Annotated in this window: 16 protein-coding genes and 3 pseudogenes; 5 read left to right on the top strand and 14 right to left on the bottom strand. The window is 68.1% G+C overall.

Annotated features, from left to right (window positions below; genetic code table 11):
• Positions 1–160: 160 nt before the first annotated feature.
• The 7 genes and pseudogenes from A5695_RS30400 to A5695_RS22700 all read right to left on the bottom strand — a co-directional run.
• Positions 161–464, bottom strand: a pseudogene (locus tag A5695_RS30400) (GntR family transcriptional regulator); the annotation flags it as partial.
• Positions 465–552: 88 nt separating this feature from the next.
• Positions 553–1836 carry a threonine ammonia-lyase gene (gene ilvA, locus A5695_RS22725; protein WP_068087602.1) on the bottom strand — a complete coding sequence of 428 codons (1284 nt, stop codon included), beginning with the start codon at positions 1834–1836 and terminating at the stop codon, positions 553–555.
• 38 nt (positions 1837–1874) lie between these two features.
• The gene (locus A5695_RS22720) at positions 1875–2312 is read right to left on the bottom strand and encodes a nitroreductase family deazaflavin-dependent oxidoreductase (RefSeq protein WP_068087599.1); all 438 of its coding nucleotides are present in this window, start codon (positions 2310–2312) and stop codon (positions 1875–1877) included.
• A 173-nt stretch (positions 2313–2485) separates the two neighbouring features.
• On the bottom strand, positions 2486–3256 hold the full coding sequence (locus A5695_RS22715; protein ID WP_068087596.1) for a DUF6065 family protein: 771 nt from the start codon (positions 3254–3256) through the stop codon (positions 2486–2488).
• 75 nt (positions 3257–3331) lie between these two features.
• The gene (locus tag A5695_RS22710; protein ID WP_068087608.1) at positions 3332–3898 is read right to left on the bottom strand and encodes an arsinothricin resistance N-acetyltransferase ArsN1 family B; all 567 of its coding nucleotides are present in this window, start codon (positions 3896–3898) and stop codon (positions 3332–3334) included.
• Between the two features lie 85 nt (positions 3899–3983).
• Positions 3984–5230 (bottom strand): annotated as a pseudogene (locus A5695_RS22705) (HNH endonuclease signature motif containing protein).
• Between the two features lie 55 nt (positions 5231–5285).
• Positions 5286–5651: a phenolic acid decarboxylase gene (locus A5695_RS22700; protein ID WP_068087605.1), complete on the bottom strand. Its 366-nt coding sequence runs from the start codon at positions 5649–5651 to the stop codon at positions 5286–5288.
• Between the two features lie 234 nt (positions 5652–5885).
• Here A5695_RS22700 and A5695_RS22695 point away from each other — a divergent pair, with 234 nt between their 5' ends.
• Complete coding sequence (locus A5695_RS22695) at positions 5886–6971, top strand: GGDEF domain-containing protein (RefSeq protein ID WP_156749810.1); 1086 nt, start codon at positions 5886–5888, stop codon at positions 6969–6971.
• A 32-nt stretch (positions 6972–7003) separates the two neighbouring features.
• On the opposite strand, the gene A5695_RS22690 is transcribed toward A5695_RS22695, so the two are convergent.
• Genes A5695_RS22690 through A5695_RS22675 form a run of 4 tightly spaced genes read right to left on the bottom strand, consistent with a single transcriptional unit; the run spans position 7004 to position 11647 of the window.
• On the bottom strand, positions 7004–8896 hold the full coding sequence (locus tag A5695_RS22690) for a lysophospholipid acyltransferase (RefSeq protein WP_068087590.1): 1893 nt from the start codon (positions 8894–8896) through the stop codon (positions 7004–7006).
• Positions 8893–10710 carry a fatty acid--CoA ligase FadD11 gene (gene fadD11, locus A5695_RS22685; RefSeq protein ID WP_068087586.1) on the bottom strand — a complete coding sequence of 606 codons (1818 nt, stop codon included), beginning with the start codon at positions 10708–10710 and terminating at the stop codon, positions 8893–8895. Before fadD11 ends, A5695_RS22690 begins: the two co-directional genes overlap by 4 nt.
• 60 nt (positions 10711–10770) lie before the next feature.
• Complete coding sequence (locus A5695_RS22680; protein WP_068087583.1) at positions 10771–11244, bottom strand: VOC family protein; 474 nt, start codon at positions 11242–11244, stop codon at positions 10771–10773.
• A 13-nt stretch (positions 11245–11257) separates the two neighbouring features.
• A complete protein-coding gene (locus A5695_RS22675; RefSeq protein ID WP_068087580.1) occupies positions 11258–11647 on the bottom strand; it encodes a helix-turn-helix domain-containing protein in 390 nt (129 codons plus the stop codon).
• Between the two features lie 54 nt (positions 11648–11701).
• Here A5695_RS22675 and A5695_RS22670 point away from each other — a divergent pair, with 54 nt between their 5' ends.
• The 4 genes from A5695_RS22670 (at position 11702) to A5695_RS22655 (ending at position 14534) form a co-directional block, all read left to right on the top strand.
• The gene (locus A5695_RS22670; RefSeq protein WP_068087576.1) at positions 11702–12148 is read left to right on the top strand and encodes a PPOX class F420-dependent oxidoreductase; all 447 of its coding nucleotides are present in this window, start codon (positions 11702–11704) and stop codon (positions 12146–12148) included.
• 454 nt (positions 12149–12602) lie between these two features.
• Complete coding sequence (locus A5695_RS22665; protein WP_068087573.1) at positions 12603–13409, top strand: SH3-like domain-containing protein; 807 nt, start codon at positions 12603–12605, stop codon at positions 13407–13409.
• A gap of 35 nt (positions 13410–13444) precedes the next feature.
• Positions 13445–14161 (top strand): thiocyanate hydrolase subunit gamma, encoded by a 717-nt coding sequence (gene scnC, locus A5695_RS22660; RefSeq protein ID WP_068087570.1) that lies wholly within the window; start codon positions 13445–13447, stop codon positions 14159–14161.
• A 10-nt stretch (positions 14162–14171) separates the two neighbouring features.
• Positions 14172–14534: a thiocyanate hydrolase gene (locus tag A5695_RS22655; protein WP_068087566.1), complete on the top strand. Its 363-nt coding sequence runs from the start codon at positions 14172–14174 to the stop codon at positions 14532–14534.
• Between the two features lie 35 nt (positions 14535–14569).
• On the opposite strand, the gene dnaE is transcribed toward A5695_RS22655, so the two are convergent.
• From dnaE to A5695_RS22640, 3 genes and pseudogenes are all read right to left on the bottom strand, one after another.
• Entirely contained in the window at positions 14570–18142 is a 3573-nt protein-coding gene (gene dnaE, locus A5695_RS22650; RefSeq protein ID WP_068087563.1) for a DNA polymerase III subunit alpha, read from the bottom strand.
• Between the two features lie 124 nt (positions 18143–18266).
• Positions 18267–18698, bottom strand: coding sequence for an SRPBCC family protein (locus A5695_RS22645; RefSeq protein WP_068087560.1), 432 nt, complete (start codon positions 18696–18698; stop codon positions 18267–18269).
• Positions 18699–18837: 139 nt separating this feature from the next.
• Positions 18838–19032: pseudogene (locus A5695_RS22640) on the bottom strand (SDR family NAD(P)-dependent oxidoreductase); the annotation flags it as partial.

Genomic DNA, 19032 nt, shown 5'->3' with positions numbered 1-19032 from the left:
GGCTCGGGCCGGGCTGGGTCAGCCACCTGCTGCAGGACCTGGCCGTGAGCCTGTGGTCGGACCCGGCGGCCGCGCGCCTTGTCGCCACGGCCGAGCGGCGGTACGCCGACACGCGCCGGGGGCTGTCCGCCGCGTTGGCCGGGCGCGACGTCGCCGCGCGCGGCCGCCGGGTCCGACCACAGGCTCACGGCCAGGTCCTGCAGCAGGTGGCTGACCCAGCCCGGCCCGAGCCGCAGGCGGCCGTGCACGCGCTCGACGGTGCGCCGATCCCCCGCCAACACGGCCACGCGCAGGTCCGGGCCGTACGCCTTGGACGCTGACCGCACGAACGCCCATCGCTGCGTCACGCCGGCCAACGGGTGCAGCGGCGCGCCCGAAATGCCCGCGCAGTGATCGTCCTCGACCACCAGCAGATCATCGGCCCGGCGCGCCAACAGCTTTCGTAGTTCGAGCGCTACCTCAGCGAGCGGAGAGCCTGAGGCTCGCATCCGTCGCGGCGGGTGCCGAGCCCGCCGTGGCCATAATGCTGGTCCACGCGGTACGGCCCGGGATCTAGAACAACAGGTAGCGGTAGGCGGGCGAACCCGGCTCGAGGCATTCGACGTGCAGCTCCGTCGCCCGCATCCGCGCGAGCAGGCCGTCCAGGTCGGCCGACGACGCCAGCTGGATGCCCACCAGCGCCTCGCCGGTCTCGCGGTTGTTGCGCTTGATGTACTCGAACAGCGTGATGTCGTCGTCTGGGCCCAGCACCTCGTCGAGGAACCGCCGCAGCGCGCCGGGCTCCTGCGGGAAGTCCACCAGAAAGTAGTGCTTGACGCCGAGGTGCACCAGCGACCGCTCGAGCACCTCGCCATAGCGCGAGACGTCGTTGTTGCCGCCGGAGATGAGGCACACCACGCTCGAGCCGGGTTCGACGTCCGCCTCCAGCAGCCCCGCGACCGACAACGCACCCGCGGGCTCGGCGATGATGCCCTCGTTCTGATAGAGGTCCAGCATCGCGGTGCACACCGCGCCCTCGTCGACCGTAGTGATCGACACCATGTCGCCGGCGGCCGCCAGCGCGGCGTAGGTCAGCGTGCCCGCGCGGCGCACCGCAGCGCCGTCGACGAACTGGTCGACATGATCCAGCGTCACCGGCTCACCGGCGGCCAGCGCGGCCATCATCGCGGCCGCCCCGGCCGGTTCGACGCCCAGCACCGAGGTGTTCGTCGTCCGCTCGGCCAGGTAGGTGGTGATGCCGGCGATGCATCCGCCACCGCCGACGGGCACCACGACCAAGTCCGGCTCCGCATCCAGCTGATCCAGCAGTTCGACGGCGATGGTGCCCTGACCGGCGATGGTGCGCAGGTCGTCATACGGGGGCACCAGCGTGGCGCCGGTGCGTTCGACGTCGGCCAGCGCGGCCTCGGCGGCCAGGTCATACGTCGTTCCGCCCACGATCAGTTCGATGAACTCCCCGCCGTGGTAGCGGATCCGGTCGCGCTTCTGCTGCGGGGTCTTGGCGGGCACATAGACGCGGCCGTGCACCCCCAGCGTCCGGCAGGCGTAGGCGAAGCCCTGCGCGTGATTGCCGGCCGACGAGCACACCACCCCCGCGGCCAGCTCCTCCTCGGACAGCTGCACCAACAGGTTGTAGGCCCCGCGCAGCTTGTAGGAGCGCACCACCTGCAGGTCTTCCCGCTTGAGGTAGACCTGCGCGCCGGTGATCGCCGACAACCGGTCGCTGTATTGCAGCGGAGTCGGCGTGACCACCGTGGCGATCCGCTTCGCCGCGTGGTCGATGTCAGCCCCGGACAGCGGCGAGACGCTCGGGTTCTGGCTCAGTTCGGCGGACACTGATCAATGGTGCCATGCCACCCGAGCAACTCCGGAATTCAGCCGACCGGGGTCAGCACGAACACCGGGATCTGCCGGTCGGTCTTCTTCTGGTATTCGGCGTAGTCCGGCCAGGCTTCGACGGCGCGCTCCCACCAGACCGCCTTCTCGTCGCCGAACACCTCACGGGCGTCGTACTCGCGGGTGACGGCGCCGTCCTGCAGCTCGACCCGGGGGTTCTTGACGACGTTGTGGTACCAGACGGGGTGCTTCGGGGCCCCGCCGAGCGAGGCCACGATCGCGTACTCGCCGTCGTGCTCGACCCGCATCAGGGGCGTCTTGCGAAGCTTGCCCGTCTTGGCGCCGACCGTGGTCAGCACGATGATGGGTTTTCCCTTCATGTCCGTGGCCTCGGCACCGCCCGACTGCTCGTACTTCTCCGCCTGCTCGCGGGCCGAGTCCCATGGACTCGGCGCGTACTCCCCTGAAAGTGGCATGACCCGACTCTAGGCCGGGGACCCCGAGGGCGCCGGGGCCCGTCAAGTAGCTGGCCACCGCGACCCAGCACCTGCGAGCCCACCAGCGCGGCCCCTTCCGCGGCGCGATCGGGGCTGATGCCGGACAGGTCGGGGAACCCGACCTCGAGCCGCGACGCACGCGGGGTGGGTGCCTACCGGGTGTCGACGAACGGGCGCAGGCGGACGCGCGTCTGGTGATCGGGCGCCCCCGGCTCGCCGTCGGCGTGCGTGCCACGGGTGTAGTCGCCCTGCCACGGCACTTTTTCGCCCAGTTCGGTGTTGATCGCGGCCTGCGCCTGGCCCAACTCGTTTCGTGAACGCAAGAAGAACTCGTGCTTACGCCGCACTTCCTCGTCGGAATCGATCGGCCTGATTTCCGGGGCGAACTCTTCCAGCTCCGCCCTGCGCTGCGGGACGATCATGCAGATTGGCTCGTCGACCTCGAAGCGCACGGGCATCATCTTGCGGGTTATCTGCCAGCTCATGCTGAAACTCGATGTGGCCCAGTCCGTCTCGACGATGCCCTCCAACGGCGACACCGCGTCCTTCGGGTAGTTCGCCGGCCCGCGGACCAACAGGTTGTACCCGGGCGGGGTGCGGAACAGCATCGGCAGGTGCCAGGTCAGGATGCCGTGACCGAAGTGGCTGAACGGCAACAGCTGAGCCGGGTCGCGCCGGTCGGGCGCGATGATCACCCCCAGGCTGTCGTCGCCACCCATCCACGTCGCGGTGAACGCGCAGGGGTTGCGCAGCTCCCAGCCGCTCTGGTTGGCGATCAGTATCGGCAGGCACCGATTCGGCCAACCGTTGCGCAGTTCCGAGATCCACGGCCGGCTGATGGGCGCGGGCGTGATCGGCGGCGCATTGTCTGCGGTGGTGAACGCGATCAGCGGGCGCGTGGCGCCCCCGGACTTGTCGCTCATCGACTCTCCTCGATTCGCCGCTTGCCGCGGACGTCGTCCGCTCCAGTCTTAACGCACGCGTCTAGCGGTGCCGCCTCACGCCGACGTCGTTCCGTTGAGCGCAGCCTCAATTGTGCGAGCCGGAAGACCCGACCATGGCACCGGGTCACTGGGCCGCTCGGGCCGGTCCGCCAGGCGGCGGCGCCACCAGCCGATGTCCCGCCACGCTCCGTTCTTGAAGCCCACCCCGTCGAACACGCCGACGCAGGCGAAACCCATCGACTCGTGCAGACCGACGCTCGCGGGATTGGGCAGCGCGATCGCGGCTAACGCATTGATATACCCCTGCGCCCCAAGCAGATTGAGTAATGCGGAATATAACCGGCGGCCATTTCCCTTCCGGTGAAGTGACCGGTCGAGGTAGATGGATACGTCGACGGACCAGCGGTAGGCGACTCGCTCGCCGTGCGGGCTCGCGTAGGCGTATCCCCCGATGTGGCCGCCAAGCGTCATGACCAGCCAGGGCAGGTCGGTCAGCGTGGTGGTCAGCCTCGACCGCATCTCCTGGGCCGTCGGCGGCACCGCCTCGAAGGAGATCGCGGAGTCGCGCACGTACGGCGCATAGACCTCGGCGATCGCGTCCGCGTCCTGCGGCGTCGCCATTCGGATCATGAGACCTTGCTTCCCGGCGCACCGGCGGTGGGTGTTCTGCGTCGGCGCGCGCGACCACCGTTCGGTTGCGCCCAACCTAGTTGTTGGTCGGTGGTGGTTGGGGTTGGAAGGGTTCGTACCACCACCAGTCGGCGCGTTCCCCAGTGGGCCCCGGGCACGGCGGGACCGCGGGTGGGGCATGGTTGGGCGCCCGCGCAAGGGATCCCGCACTAAGCGGTCGGCCCGAGCCATCGGTGACGACGAGATCGTCGGCGGGTCCGGTGATCGTGATGGCGCCCCGGTGGTGCAACCGGTGGTGATAAGGGCAGACCAGCACCAGGTTGGCCAACTCAGTTGAGCCGCCGTCCTCCCAATGCCGGATGTGATGGGCGTGCAGACCGCGGGTAGCGCCACAGCCGGGAACCACGCAGGTGGGGTGGCGATGCTCGAGTGCGCGGCGAAGCCGCCGGTTGATCTGGCGGGTCGCCCGGCCGGCGCCGATGACCTCACCGTCGCGTTCGAACCACACCTCACACGTGGCATCACAGGTCACGTAGCGGCGTTCGGCGTCGGTGAGCAGCGGACCCAGATGCAGCGCCGCGGCGCGCTGCGCGACATCGACGTGCACCACCACGGTGGTGTGCTGCCCGTGCGGCCGGCGTACGGTCTCGGCATCCCATCCGGCCTCGACCAGCCGCATGAAGGCCTCGAGGGTCCCTGGCAATGGCGGCATGGCATCGGATGCGCGGCCTCTATCACCTCGATCGTGCTTCCACTCGGCGACCAGCGCGTCACGATGAGATGCCAACGCCGCGTCGAACTTTGCCGCATCCAGGGGCCGAAGTTCGATCCGCCAACAGGTGAACTCGTCGCCGGCAGTCTTGGTGATCGAGGGCTGCGGCTGCGGCCGGGAATCGGGTTCGGGGCGCGGTTCCAGCTTGACCGCGGTGCGCAGCTGGTTGACCGTGGCGCAGCGCGCCAACTCCGCGTAGTGCTCATCGGAACCATCACCCGCCCGCGCCGCGATGACACCGACTTGATCCAGCGACAGCCGACCGTCTCGCATGCCTTGGGCGCAGCGCGGAAACGCCTCGAGCCGGCGAGCGATGGTGGTGATCGTGTGGGCGTTCGCCGACGACCAGCCGAGCTTCCAGGCCACCAACGCCGCCACCGACCGAGCGCCCGTGGCACCGCAGAGTTCGTCGCGATCCATCTCCGCGACGATCTCGACGATGCGCCCATCAATCGCGTACGCTGGCCGGCCAGCTCCGCTAACTCATCGAACAACCCGTCGAGACGCTCACCGGGGTTCACTGCAGCGGGAGCCGAGGCGAGCGAGGACATGACTTCATCATCGCAGCGGGGTATGACAAGTTTCGGCTACCAAATCCGCCACGTGTCAATTGGTGCGGTCGGCCCAACCCGGTGGAAGCTGGTCGGGGGCCACGTCGATCACCGATTCGTCGTCGGCACCGACACGCTCGAACAGGGTGATGTAGGCGAATTCGGCCACAGTGAAGATCGGGTAGCCCGTGGGCTCGGTCCACGAGATCTTGTAACTGTCGTCGTCAAGCCGCACCAGGTCGACGTCCTGGCCCTTGACCCACCGTCCACCAACGTGGCCGGAGTGGATTCGATAGTCGATGGTGCGGTCGTTCTTGACATACATCTCGTAACGCCAGCCGTTGGCGTAGGTGTAGATGAACCGGCATCCCACGATCCCCGATAAGTCTTGTGGCGGAATGGGATTGCCGACGCTGGACATGATGAGCTTCCATTCGGCGGCCGGTTGGACGGGTCTGGGCACGAGGTTACCGACGTTGTTCGTCCCCTACGGTCTCCTCGACGTGGGCCGCGCGACCGTGGCCAGGCCGCAACCCCGCCCAGAACCGGCGCCGTCGGCCGCGAGCACCCGGTCGTCACCCGAAACCGCGAATGGCTCCCCATTCCGTTGACGCTCAGTAGCATCATGTCGAAGGTACGGGTGAGGGGCCTCGCGATGCATTGGATGGGCGTGTGGTGGCGTCAGCCCGACCACTACGAGTGGTTCTCTGACTACCTCGACGCGCGTGGATTGAAGCCGTTCATCCGCTCCCTGATGGTCGCCATCCTGTCCATCCTGGCCGCGGCCACGTTGCTGATGCTGAACAGCCCCTCGGGTATGCAAACCCCCGCGCGGCGCGGTCTCGCGGCGGTGTTCGTCGCCTGCCTGGCGGCCATGGCGCTGGTGTGGGCGCGGCGCTGGCCCGGGCGCGTTGAATCACAAGTGTTTTCGGTGGTGGGCACGGTCGGCATCGCCGCCGTGTCCGTGACCGAGGCCGACCCCCGCAGCGGAATGCTGAGTTGCGCGGCATTCGGTGGCCTCGCGGGCTATGTCGCGTTTTGCCACTCCGCGCGCCTACTGGCCTTCACGCTCGGCACCGCTTTGGGTGCGGCGGCGGCGTGCGCCGCGCGCATCGCTACGTCCGGTGACACATCAATGGCGGCGGCCAACTTCCTGTTGCTCACCGCGGGGATCCTGGCGGTGCCGTTCTGCGGGCAGGTACTCGTGCACTGGCTTTCGGTGGACGCACTGAAATCCTCGACCGATCCGCTCACCGGCCTGCCCAACCGCAGGGGGTTCTATCGATCGGCCTCGAAACTGGTGGCTGCCGACGGGCGCACACCGTGTCTCAGCGTGCTGATGGCCGATCTCGACAATTTCAAGCGGATCAACGACACGTACGGTCACGCGACCGGGGATCGCATCTTGGTGTCCGTCGCCGACAACCTTCGTCGCATGGGCAGCGACAGGACGGTCATCGCGCGGGTGGGTGGAGAGGAATTCTTGGTCGCCGAGATGAGCGGAACTTCCGAAGCCCTACAGACCGCCGAAGCGATACGCCTGGCGATCGCCGCCACGCCGTGGGGCGTCACGGCCAGCCTGGGCGTCAGCAGCTTCCAGCTGCGCACACCGGCTGAAAGCGTCGACCGGCAGACGATCGAGCGCCTGGTGAACGCGGCCGATCTCGCGATGTACGAGGCAAAGCGTGCGGGCGGAAACCGGGTTCGGCATGCCGACACGCCCGTGCCACCCGCGCGCTGACCCGCATCGGCAGTATCCCGACGGTATGCCGATTACCGTGTCCCGGCCAGCCCCGCGATGGTGTTGACGCGCCGAACGGCCGTGGCGATCTCGTCGGCGAAGTCGCGGCGGCGCTGGGCGACGTCGACGTCCTCGAAGCCGTCCACCAGCTCTCGATGCCGAGCCAGCCGCAGCGCGGTCTTGAACAACTCCATCGACCTCGACTCGGCGCTGGCGATCCGGCGTTGCAGCTCCCACTGCTTGCCCACCTCGAGGCACTCGGCGAGAAACGTCTTCTCGTCGAACGATTCGTCGTCGAAGGCGACCAGCCGGTCGGCGACGATGTGGTAGGCGTCCAGGAACGGCCGCAGTACCAGGTGCGCCAGCAGCAGATCCGCCTTCTCCAACAGGCCGCGCACGTCGGCCGCGTTGGCCGCCTTGCTGGTGTCCTCCACCCGCCCGATCAGGCGCACCTCGTCGGCGAGCTCCTTCTCGAATTGCGCCCGCGCCGAGAACAAGAACTCGAATTTGAGCAGCTCACGCAGGCGCAGTGCCTCATCGCGCACCATCGTCGGCTCGACCAAACCGTCCACCGAACTCTCGGCATCCTCTACGGCGGCCAGCAGAGCGGTCTCGGCGATGGCACGGTCGACCACGATGTGGATCGCGGTGTTGCGGTAGAACGCGGCCACCAGGTGCTGCTCGGCACCGATGCCCCAGACCGGTTCGGTGCCTGCGTCGTACACGCTCACCACGCCGGAGGCGACCATTTGATGCAGCGTCCAGCGGATGGTCGAGCGGTTGGTCAGGTCGGCGGCGCCGGCGACACACCAGTTCCGCGCCGCGATATAGCTCGCCAGCGGCCGCACCGTGGCCAGCACCTCGCTGATCGAGAGGGAGCGGTCGGCGCCCAGCAGCGCGAGGCTCACCACCGCGGTCGGGGTGACGGGGGTGGCGCGATTGATCCGGTGCTCGACGTCCAGCGCGATGCGTTCGATCTCGGTGCCCGTCCCGGACTCCTCGGCGCGCAGCTCCTCGAGGCGCTTGCGCAGCGGCAGCGGTTCGCCGAAGTCGAGGTAAGCGCGGCCGAGCCGCTCGCCCTGCTGGCGCGCCAGCCGGACCAGGAAACGAAAGTCCTCGGGCCGCTTCGTCGCGCCGTAGGCCTCGGTGGTCATCGCCTCCACCTCGTGCAGCTGGTCGTACACGATCGAGGTGGGCACCAAATAGACTTCCGGGCCGTCGATTTCGTCCACGGCGTCGCTGATGTAGCGCAGGATGCCGTACACCGGGGGCCGCAACTTACCGGTCCGGGTGCGGCCGCCTTCGATGGACCAGGTGAGGTTGGCGTGATTCTGCACCAGCTGCGCGGCGTAGGCGCGTAACACGAAGCGGTACACCGGAATGTCTTTGGTTTGGCGCCGGATGAAGATCGTGCCCGTCCGCTTGGCCCACGCCCCCATCGGGAAGAAGTTCAGGTTCGCCCCGCCGAAGGTGAGCGCCGGTGAAAGCCGGTTGGCCTGAATCACTTCCGGTAGCAGCAGCCCGTCCAGATACGAGCGATGCGAAAAGGCAAACGCCAGCGTCGCTTTGCGATCCAGCTTGCGCAGCTGCGCGATCTGGTCCTCGTCGACCAGGACGTCGTAGGCGCGCATCAGCCAGCAGCTGAAGCTGCGCCACGCTCGAACCGCCCGCTCGTCCAGCGACGGCGCCATCTCCCGCAGGTAGCCGGCGGCCTCGGCGCGCACGCCGGCCAGGTCGCGACCCAGCTCGTCGGCCAGTCCGGCCAACCGCTCGTCATACCACGGGGCCGCGAGCAGTTGGACGACCTCCACCGGGTCGGACGTCAGCGGCGTCGCAGATTCCTCCACGATCCCGGTGCGCTGCAGCAACTTTCGCATCCCAGTCCGACCGAACTCACGGGCACTCGCCCCCGGGCCCCCGCTCATGCCGGCTGGACCGCCGCCGCGGACGGCTCGTGCACGTCCGGGTGGAGTTCGGGTGCGTAGAGCTCCTCGATCTCGCTGGCGTACTTCGCCATGATCGGCTTGCGCTTGAGTTTCATGGTCAGCGTGATCTCGTCTCCCCCGGGCTCCCACACTGACGGCAGGATCCGGAAGCGCTTGATCTGTTCCACCCGTGACAGCTTGGCGTTGCCCTCGGCCACACCGGCGGCGATGCGGGCGATGACCTCCGGGTGTGCCGCCAAAGCCGAGGGCGACGCGTCGCCCAGGCCATGCTGCGCCGCGTAGAGACCGACCGATTCGGCGTCGAAGACCATGAGCGCGGCGTTGTAGGGCCGAGCGTCGCCGATCGTGATCATCACGCCGACCATCGGGCACGCGGCCAGCACGGTGTTCTCAATGTTGGCCGGCGACATGTTCTTTCCCGCGGCGTTGATGATCAACTCCTTCTTGCGGTCGATGATCCTCAGGTAGCCCTCCTCGTCGACCTCGACGATGTCGCCGGTGCGCAGCCAGCCGTCGGCGTCGATGGCCTCGGCGGTCTTGGCGGGTTCCTTGCGGTAACCCTTCATCACCAGCGGGCCCCGCACCAGGAACTCGCCGTCATCGGCGACCTTGCCCTCGAGTCCGGGCAGCAGCTTGCCCACGGTGCCCAACCGCGCGTCGCGGGGATGGCTGACGCTGGCGACGCAACTGAGCTCCGACATCCCCCAGACCTCGGTGATCGGAATGCCGATGCCGAGGAAGAACGCCAGGGTCTCCGGGGGAACCGGGGCCGCGCCGGATACCGCCCAGCGCAGTTCGCCGAAGCCGAGCCGCTCGCGCAGCTTGGACAGCACCAGCTCGTCGGCCTGCGCCCATTCGGCGGCCAGCTCGTCCGACATCGGCTCGCCGGCCACCAGGGCGGCGGACCGCTTGCCGGCCACCGACATCGCCCACTGCAACGCCTGCCGCTTGACCTCGTCGGTCTCGCTGGCGACGGCGAATTCGATTCCGGTCTTGAGCTTTTCCCACACCCGCGGCACCCCGCCCCATACCGTGGGCCGCACGTCGGGCAGCGCGGCGGCGATCGCCCGGACGTCCGAGACGACCGTGACCTGGATGCCGAACACCTCCAGGCCGTACAGGCCCATCACCCGGTCGGCAATGTGCGCGGTCGGCAGGTACGACGTGACACGGTCACCGAACTCAGACGGCAGAACGGCGTTGAGGGCATACGCCTCGAAAAGCAGGTTGGCGTGGGTCATCTCCACACCTTTGGGGTTTCCGGTTGTTCCGGAGGTGTAGATGAGCGTGACGACGTCGTCGGGCCGCACGGCCCGCCAGGTCGCCTCGAAGTCGAAGCCCTCCTGCGCGGCGGCGTACACGTCGTCGACCGACATGGTGCCGGGCGGCGACCCGTCGATGCAGACGATGTGGTCGATCGGCGCGCCGCTGGCGCGGATGCGATCCACGTACTGCTCCTCGCAGATCGCTACCCGGGTACCCGCGTTCTCGAACAGGTAGGTCAGTTGTTCGGCGGGCAGCGTGCTGTAGACGGAAAACGAAGTGGCGCCCAGGTGTTGGGCGCCGATCTCGAACGGGTAGAACTCGACGCGGTTGGCCATCATCAGCGACACCGTGTCGCCGCGACCGACGCCCAGGCCGGCCAGGCCCGCGGCCACCTTGCGTACCTGCGCCGCAAGCTCGCGCCACGTCAATGCCTCGGTGTTGCCCGGGGTGCGCAGCGCGACGGCGTCGGGGTCGATCGAGGCGTTGCGCGCAAACGCCTCGCATAGGGTGACGGGACGCTCGGTCATGGGTGTCCTCTCAGCTCTGCCTTCGTGAGCGTACGTCCGCGATCGGGGACGCGGACCGGATCACGCCGGATCCGGGCGCCAGAGCTGCAGCGTGCTCGATATGCCGGCCGGCAACTCGAGCAGTTCGATGGGGGTGCCATCGGGGTCGTAGATGAAGAACATCCGCACCCCGCCGATGTCGACGGGCGGCTCGGCCCGCGCGCCGGGATGCTCGCGCCGCACGGCGGCGTAGGTCGCGTCCAGGTCGTCGACGCGGAACGAGACATTGGTGTAGCCCAGGTGCGGCCCGCTCGGGCACTCGGGGACGGCGCCTAACCAGAGCAACTCGACCATCGCGGAGCCGATCAGCCCGCCGATCATGCGGCCCCGTTGCGCGGCCCCGCCGGTCACCGAATCCAGCCCCACGCCGTCGAGCACGACGTCGAAGACGACGTCCATGCCCAGCACCGCGGTATAGAACGCGCGCGACGCCTCGATATCCGAGACGCCGATGCACACATGCGAGAAGTTGCGCACGGCGATGGGCTGGGCCATGGAGCTCCTTTGCTCAGGCGGGCAACGCGGTGTGAATCCCGCACGTGCACGCGTCGATTGAGGGACACGTGCAGCGCATACCCCATTCGATCACTGCCCGCGCCCGGGCCAGCGCCTCCATCTGGGCATCGATTTCGGCGAGCTTGGACTCGGCCAGGGCGCGGCTGACCGGCCGCCCCGGCGCGTCGTCGGCGAACAGCAACTGGATCTCCTCCAGGGCGAAGCCGGCCGATTTGCAGAGCCGGATCACCTCGAGCCGGGCCAGCACGGAATCGTCGTAGCGGCGCTGCCCGCCGAGGCGGCCCGGCGGCGGCACCAGGCCGATCTGTTCGTAGTAGCGCAGCGTGGTCGCCGCGACGCCGGCTCGGCGCGCCACCTCGCCGATCGTGAGCCGCGCACTCATCGGGCCTCCCTCGACGCTTGACTTAGAGCCAACTCTAAGTCGTTGACTGGGGCCATGCACACACATTCACTCGACGGGCTCGGCGCGGCGCGCTACGCACTGCTCCGATCCTTCCGCCGCGACGGCACACCCGTCGACACCCCGATCTGGTTCGGGCTGGACGGCGGCGCGCTGCTCTTTCGCACCAAGCGGGGGCCGAAGACAAAGCGGCTGGCCGCGCGCCGCGACGTCGAACTCACCGCGTGCGACTATCGGGGCCGGGTTCGCCCCGGCGCGACGACGATCGCCGGCCGCGCCACCATCCTGTCGGGGGCCGACGCCGAGCGGGCCAACCGGATCCTGCACCGGCGCTACGGCTGGCAGTGGAACATCGTGCCGCTGCTCAAGATCCCGGGCGTCACGAGCGTCCACCAGGATCTGTGCGTGCGCGAGAAGCTGCGCCGCGCGCGCGATCGCGGCGTATGGGCCGACAGCGTCATCGTCCGGGTGGACGCGCCATGAGGCACGACTCCGTTCGCTCCCCCACCCCTGAGCCAATGCTGCGCCGCCGCAACCGGATTGGTGTAGGCGGCGCTGCGCCCCAAGCGGCCCGACGAAAGGTTTCTCCGCGGTGTCACCGACGCGGGCCTGCCCGAACCCCGCCGTACCGTCACGGTGGCCGCGCTGCCCCAGGTGTCGGGCTCGGTGCCGACCGCGGCGATCATCCCGACCCATGACCATCAGGCGGCGCGGGGATTGTCCGCCTAGGTCCGCCTAGGTCCGCCTAGGTCCGCCTAGCCGGCCCGCGAGGGTGCGGCTGGCCGTACCGGGGCGAACGAGGGTGCGGCTGGCCGCACATTCGGCATCGGGAAGGCACAGATTTGGCGCAGCCAGATGACCCGCGCGGTGTTACGGTTGGCTCTGGGTTATGCAGTCCCGCTTCTACTTTGAGGTAGCAATCGTGGCGAATTCTGTTATGGGCGACCTGGTCAGCCAACTGCGCGTCGCCCTTCACCGGTTGCAGGACTGGGCCTACCCGGACGAAATTGATCACGCTCGCTTCCGCGCCTTCATGAAGACATCCCACGACGTGGGCGGCGAGCCGGATGCCCCGGCGGTCTTCGAGGAGAAAGAGGAAGAGCAGTGGGAACTCAACACGTTCGTCACCTGTGAGGTCCTCGGCTGGCGGGGCATCTGGACATCGGAGGAGCGCAGACGGCTCGGCAACGTCGATGTCGGAAGGATGCTGTATCAGGGCTTCCCCTACTACGGCCGTTGGGTTTTGGCGGTCGCCCGGTGCCTCATCGACAAGCGCCACATCACCCTCGGTGAGCTGATCGAACGGGCGGCCGAAGTACGTGGGCGCGCCGCGGCCGGCGCGACCCCGCTGGAACCGGCGCCTCGCAGTGTCGGCGACGCGGCGGCGGTGCCCAGAAACCGCCACCACGTTGAGGCGATCGGCAAGGGCGATCCGCAGTGCTTCGACGGCCTCGCCGGCGACGCGCGATTTGCGGTCGGCGACCCGGTGGTGGTGCGCGACCTGCCCACCATCTTCTACACCCGCACCCAGGAATACCTGCGGGGCAAGCCGGGCACGGTCGTCCAGGTGTCATACGAGAGCCTGGCCGCCGAAGACGAGGCGTTCGACCGCGAAGATGAGCCGCCGGAGTGGTTCTACATCGTTCGCTTCAAGATGACCGACCTCTGGGACCCCTACGCGGGCCCGCCGAACGACACGCTGCAAGCGGAGATTTCGGAAGGGTGGCTGCAGCCGGCTTCCTAGCCCGGCCGTCACGTATCACCAACCAGGATGGCGAGATGACAGAGCACACCGACGCAGCCCACGAACCCGAACGCCACGCGGCACCGATGGTCGAGGAGGTCACCGACTTCGAAGTGTTGGAAATCGCTCTGCGCGAGCTGGCGATTGAGAAGGGTCTGTTCACCGCCGAGGATCATCGGCGCTACACGGAGTTCGTCGAGCAGATAGGCCCGGCGCCGGGAGCGCGGCTCGTCGCGAAGGCCTGGGTGGACCCGGACTTCAAACGGCTGGCCCTGCAGGACGGCATCGCCGCCAGCCGCGAGGTGGGCATCGACTGGCTCCATCCGACCGGCTTCGGCACACCCAGCGATTTCACCGCACTGCACATACTCGAGGACACCGAAACGCTGCACCACGTGATCGTGTGCACGCTGTGCTCGTGCTACCCACGCCCGCTGCTGGGGAACTCCCCCGAGTGGTACCGGACGCCGAACTACCGGCGCCGCATCGTGCGATGGCCCCGCCAAGTCCTCGCCGAGTTCGGCCTGTATCTGCCCGAGGACGTCGAAATCCGGGTCGAAGACTCGAACTCCAAACACCGGTTCCTCGTCCTGCCGCTCCGGCCGGCAGGCACCGACGGGTGGAGCGAGGAGCAGCTCGCCGAGATCGTGACGCGCGACTGCATGATCGGTGTTGCCCTGCCCAAGCCGGGGGTGACCTCAAATATGGAACGCCCCGTGCATCCCGCGGTCCGGCCCGCCGAAAACTACTGAAGGCCTCCCGATGTCCGCCGAGATCGACGTCACCGCCGTCCGAGTGCCGACGCTGGAGCAGGTCGCCGGGCGCGACCAGGTGTGGGCCCGGATGGCCGAGAAATATGGCGTGAGCAATCCGGTGCCGCCCTGGAAGTCCAGCCTCGACGGGATGTGTGAAGCGCTCGACCGGCAAGGATCGGCCCTGGAGCTCTTGATGCGCCGGAGTGACGAGGATCGCCTCGGCGAAGGGGTCTACGCGGCGCTTCCGTATCCGGAGAGCCAACTCGTCGCGCTGGCGCACTCCCTCGTTGCCCGCAACGTCATCGACGAGGCGGCGCTGGCTGAGCGCATGGAAGCGGTCCGAGCGCGGCTGCAGGAGGGCGACGCCTGACGCCGGAACGGCTAGCTGTATTCGGTGGCGCCGGCCTAGCCGCCCAGGCATCCCGGACCGAGCAGCTCCTTGAGATCCCCCATCAGCGCGGGCGAGGGCGTCACCCGCAACGACGGGTCCAGCTCGAGGGTGGTGATCCGGTCCCCGCTGATGAGCCGCAGATGCACCTGAGCGGTCCCGGGGTGACGCGCCAGTACCTGCTTGAGGGCGCTGACCTTGTCGATGGTGCACTGCCGGGTCGGCAGGCTGACCGCGATGGGCCGATTCGGCTGGGCGTTGGAAAAGTCCGGCACCACAAGCTCGTTGGCAATCAGGCTGATGCGATCGTCGCGGATCGCGACCTTCGCGTTGATCAGCACCACCGCGTCGTCGGCGATGTCGGCGCCGTAGGCGGAGTACGCGTGCGGGAAGAACATCACCTCGATGCCGCCGGTGAGGTCTTCCAATTGCGCTGATGCCCAGGGCATTCCGTTCTTGTTGACCCGCCGGTTGACCGACGCCAGGATGCCGCCCACCCGCACCTGGGTCTCGTTGGGGACGTCGCCGTCCAGGATGGCCGGGATCTGGGTGTCGACCTGGGCGGCCAGCAGGTGCGCCACGCCGTTGAGTGGATGCCCCGACACGTAGAGGCCCAGCATTTCCCGTTCCAAGGCCAGTTTGTGCTTGTCTTCCCATTCGTCTTCGGGCACCTTGATGGTGAACACCGAATCGCAGCCGGCCCCGTCTTCTCCGCCGCCGAACAGATCGAATTGGCCCATCGCCTCGGCCTTTTTGGTGCCCAGCACCGAATCGACGGCGTCGGTGTGCACCAGGAACAGGCCCTTGCGGGCGTGGCTGAGCGAGTCGAACGCGCCCGCCTTGATCAGCGACTCGGTGACCTTCTTGTTGCAGGCCGAGATGTCGATCTTGTTCAGATAGTCCGAGAAGTCGGTGAACTTCCCCTTCTCGTTGCGGGTCTTGATCAGCGAGCCGACGACGTTGGCGCCGACGTTGCGGACCGCGCCCAGCCCGAAGCGGATGTCCTGGCCGACCGAGGCGAAGTTGACCAGGGACTCGTTGACGTCCGGCGGCAGCACCGTGATGCCGAGCTTGCGGCAGTCGGCCAGGTAGACCGCGGCCTTGTCCTTGTCGTCGCCGACGGAGGTGAGCAGGCCCGCCATGTATTCGGCCGGGTAGTTCGCCTTCAGGTAGGCGGTCCAGTACGAGACCAGGCCGTAGCCGGCGGCGTGCGACTTGTTGAACGCATACCCGGCGAACGGAAGGATGGTGTCCCACAACGCCTTCACCGCTTTTTCGGAGAACCCGTTGGCGGTCATGCCCTCGTAGAAACCCTTGTACTCGGCCTCGAGCACCTCGAGCTTCTTTTTGCCCATCGCCTTGCGCAGCGCGTCGGCCTTGCCCATCGTGTAGGAGGCGACCTTCTGGGCGATGAACATGATCTGCTCTTGATAGACGATCAAACCGTAAGTCTCCGAGAGGATCTCGCGCAGCGGCTCCTCGAGCTCCGGGTGGATCGGTTTGATCGCCTGCCGGTTGTTCTTGCGGTCGGCGTAGTCGTTGTGGGCGTTCATGCCCATCGGGCCGGGACGGTACAGCGCCAGCACGGCGACGATGTCGTTGAACTCGGTGGGCTGCATGCGGCGCAGCAGGTCGCGCATCGGCCCGCCGTCGAGCTGGAACACGCCAAGCGTGTCGCCGCGCCCCAGCAGTTCGTAGGTGGGCTTGTCGTCCAGCGGCACCGATTCCAGGTCGAGGTCGATTCCCCTGTTGGCCTTGATGTTTTCCAGCGCATCGCCGATGATCGTCAGGTTGCGCAGGCCCAGGAAGTCCATCTTCAGCAGGCCGATGGCCTCGCACGACGGGTAGTCCCAGCCGGTGATGATGGCGCCGTCCTGCGGCCGCTTCCACAGCGGGATGGCCTCGGTGAGCGGCTCGCTGCTCATGATCACCGCGCACGCGTGCACGCCGGCGTTGCGGATCAGCCCCTCCAGGCCGCGCGCGGTCTGGTAGATGGTGCGCACGTCGGGGTCGGTTTCGATCAGGCCGCGCACCTCGGCGGCCTCCTTGTACCGCTCGTGGTTGGGATCGGTGATGCCCGAGAGCGGGATGTCCTTGGCCATGATCGGCGGCGGCAGCGCCTTGGTGATCCGGTCGGCGATCGCGAAGCCGGGCTGGCCGTAGTGGATGCGCGCCGAATCCTTAAGCGCCGCTTTGGTTTTGATGGTGCCGAAGGTGATCACCTGGGCCACCCGGTCGTGGCCCCACTTGTCGGCGGCGTAGCGGACCATCTCGCCGCGCCGGCGGTCGTCGAAGTCGATGTCGATGTCGGGCGCCGACGGCCGCTCGGGGTTGAGGAACCGCTCGAACAGCAGGCCGTGCGGGATCGGGTCGATGTTGGTGATCCCCAGCGCATAGGCCACCAGCGAGCCGGCGGCCGAACCGCGGCCCGGCCCCACCCGGATGTCGACCGAGCGTGCGTGGTTGATGAGGTCGGCGACGATCAGGAAGTACGACGGGAAGCCCTTGTCGCAGATGACCTTGATCTCGTAGGAGGCCCGGTCGATGTAGTCCTGGCCGACACCGGAGGGGAAACGGCGCGCCAGGCCCGCCATCACCTCGTGGTGCAGCCAGGTCGCCTGGTCGTGCCCCTCGGGGACCGGGAAGATCGGCATCCGGTCGCGCGGCGCCCACACGTCGGCGTAGGACTGCACCCGCTCGGCGATCAGCAGCGTCGAGTCGCACGCGCCGGGAATCTGGGCGTCCCACAGCTGGCGCATCTCGGCGGCCGACTTCAGGTAGTAGCCGTCACCGTCGAACTTGAACCGGTTGGGGTCCGAGAGCGTCTTGCCGGTCTGCACGCATAACAGCGCCTCGTGGTTGTGGGCGGCGTCGCGGGTGACGTAGTGGCAGTCGTTGGTGGCCAGCGGCGGGATGCCCAGCTTGCGCCCGATCTCCAGCAGGCCCTCGCGCACCCGCTGCTCGATCGACAGCCCGTGGTCCATCAGCTCGAGGAAGTAGTTGTCGGCGCCGAAAATCTCCCGCCACCTGGCGGCTGACTCCAGCGCCTCGCGGTCGTGCCCCAGCCGCAGCCGGGTCTGAACCTCGCCCGACGGGCAGCCGGTGGTGGCGATGATGCCCTCGGCGTGTTCGGCGATGAGCTCGGCGTCCATCCGCGACCACTTGCCGAGCTGGCCCTCGAAGGACGCCAGGGAGGACAGCTTGAACAGGTTGCGCAGGCCGGTGGCGTTCTCGGCGACCATGGTCAGGTGCGTGTAGGAACCGCTGCCGGAGACGTCGTCGGATTTCTGGCCGGGGTCGCCCCACGTGATCCGGCGGGTGTCGAAGCGCGAGCCCGGCGCGATGTAGGCCTCGACCCCGATGATCGGTTTGATCCCGGCCTTGGTCGCCGCGTTGTAGAACTCGCTGGCGCCGAACATGTTTCCGTGGTCGGTCATCCCGACCGCGGGCATGCCCAGCCGCTCCACCTCGGCCAGCATCGGCGTGATCTTCGCGGCCCCGTCCAGCATCGAGTACTCGGTGTGGTTATGCAGGTGCACGAACGACGACTCGCGACGAACGCTTGCGTGAGGAGGAATCGAACCTGTCATAGGGACGCCAGTCTATGACTGCGGCCCGACACGAGTCGGGCGTGTCGCGACGTGTGTCTGTGTTTGTTGGTGACGACTCGTCGCGCCCGGCTCTGCCGCGCTTGCGATCGCCACGAAAGCGGTCTTACCCGTACAACTCGACGAAGTTCTTCAACGACTTCTGCACGTCCCCTTTGACGGCGCGCGCCGCCGCCGAACCGACCGGCCCGAACAACGCGCGCCCGCCTAACTCCAGGCGCAGGCCCAGCGTCGATCCTTGGTCGGCGGCCCGCACGGTGAGCGTGACGGCGTACTTGGCGCCGCCCTTGCCGGACCCCGAGAGCGCCACCTCATGCGGCGGATCCCAGGTCGTCACCGTCCACGTCACCCGATTGCGGAAGCCCTTGGCCCGGGCCACGCCCACCACCTGAACGCCCTCGCCGAGCTCCTCGGGCAGATCACTGCGCCAGCCCTCGTGCATCACCAGCCAGTCGCCCAGATCCGACAGGTCGGAGACGCGATCCCACATCTCCTGCGGGCTCATCGGCAGATCGGCGGTGAGGTCGACGGCGGCCATCAGCGGAGCCTAGCGCCCTCGAACGCCACGCTGGCGTGACGCTCGGCGCTCAATGCCACGCTGGCGTGACGCTCGGCGCTCAATGCCACGCTGGCGTGCCCCCAGCTCGCAAGGGGGAGGTGCCCCCAGCTCGGCGAAACTAGCGGTTGGGCCCGCCGCGGAAGCGACTGCCGATCCGGATCCCGGGCAGCAGCAGGCTGCGCGGGACGAACCGGCCGCCGGTGCTGACGACCTTGGGCACGACGCCGGGCACCACGGAGCGCCGGCCCGCCAGCATCCCGCCGATGGCCGCCTCGGCGACGTCGCGGGGCGAGACCTGCGCGATCGGGATGCT

The sequence above is a fragment of the Mycobacterium sp. E1747 genome (assembly GCF_001667775.1).
Lineage (GTDB): Bacteria > Actinomycetota > Actinomycetes > Mycobacteriales > Mycobacteriaceae > Mycobacterium.
This window is presented reverse-complemented; position numbering and strand designations above follow the sequence as displayed.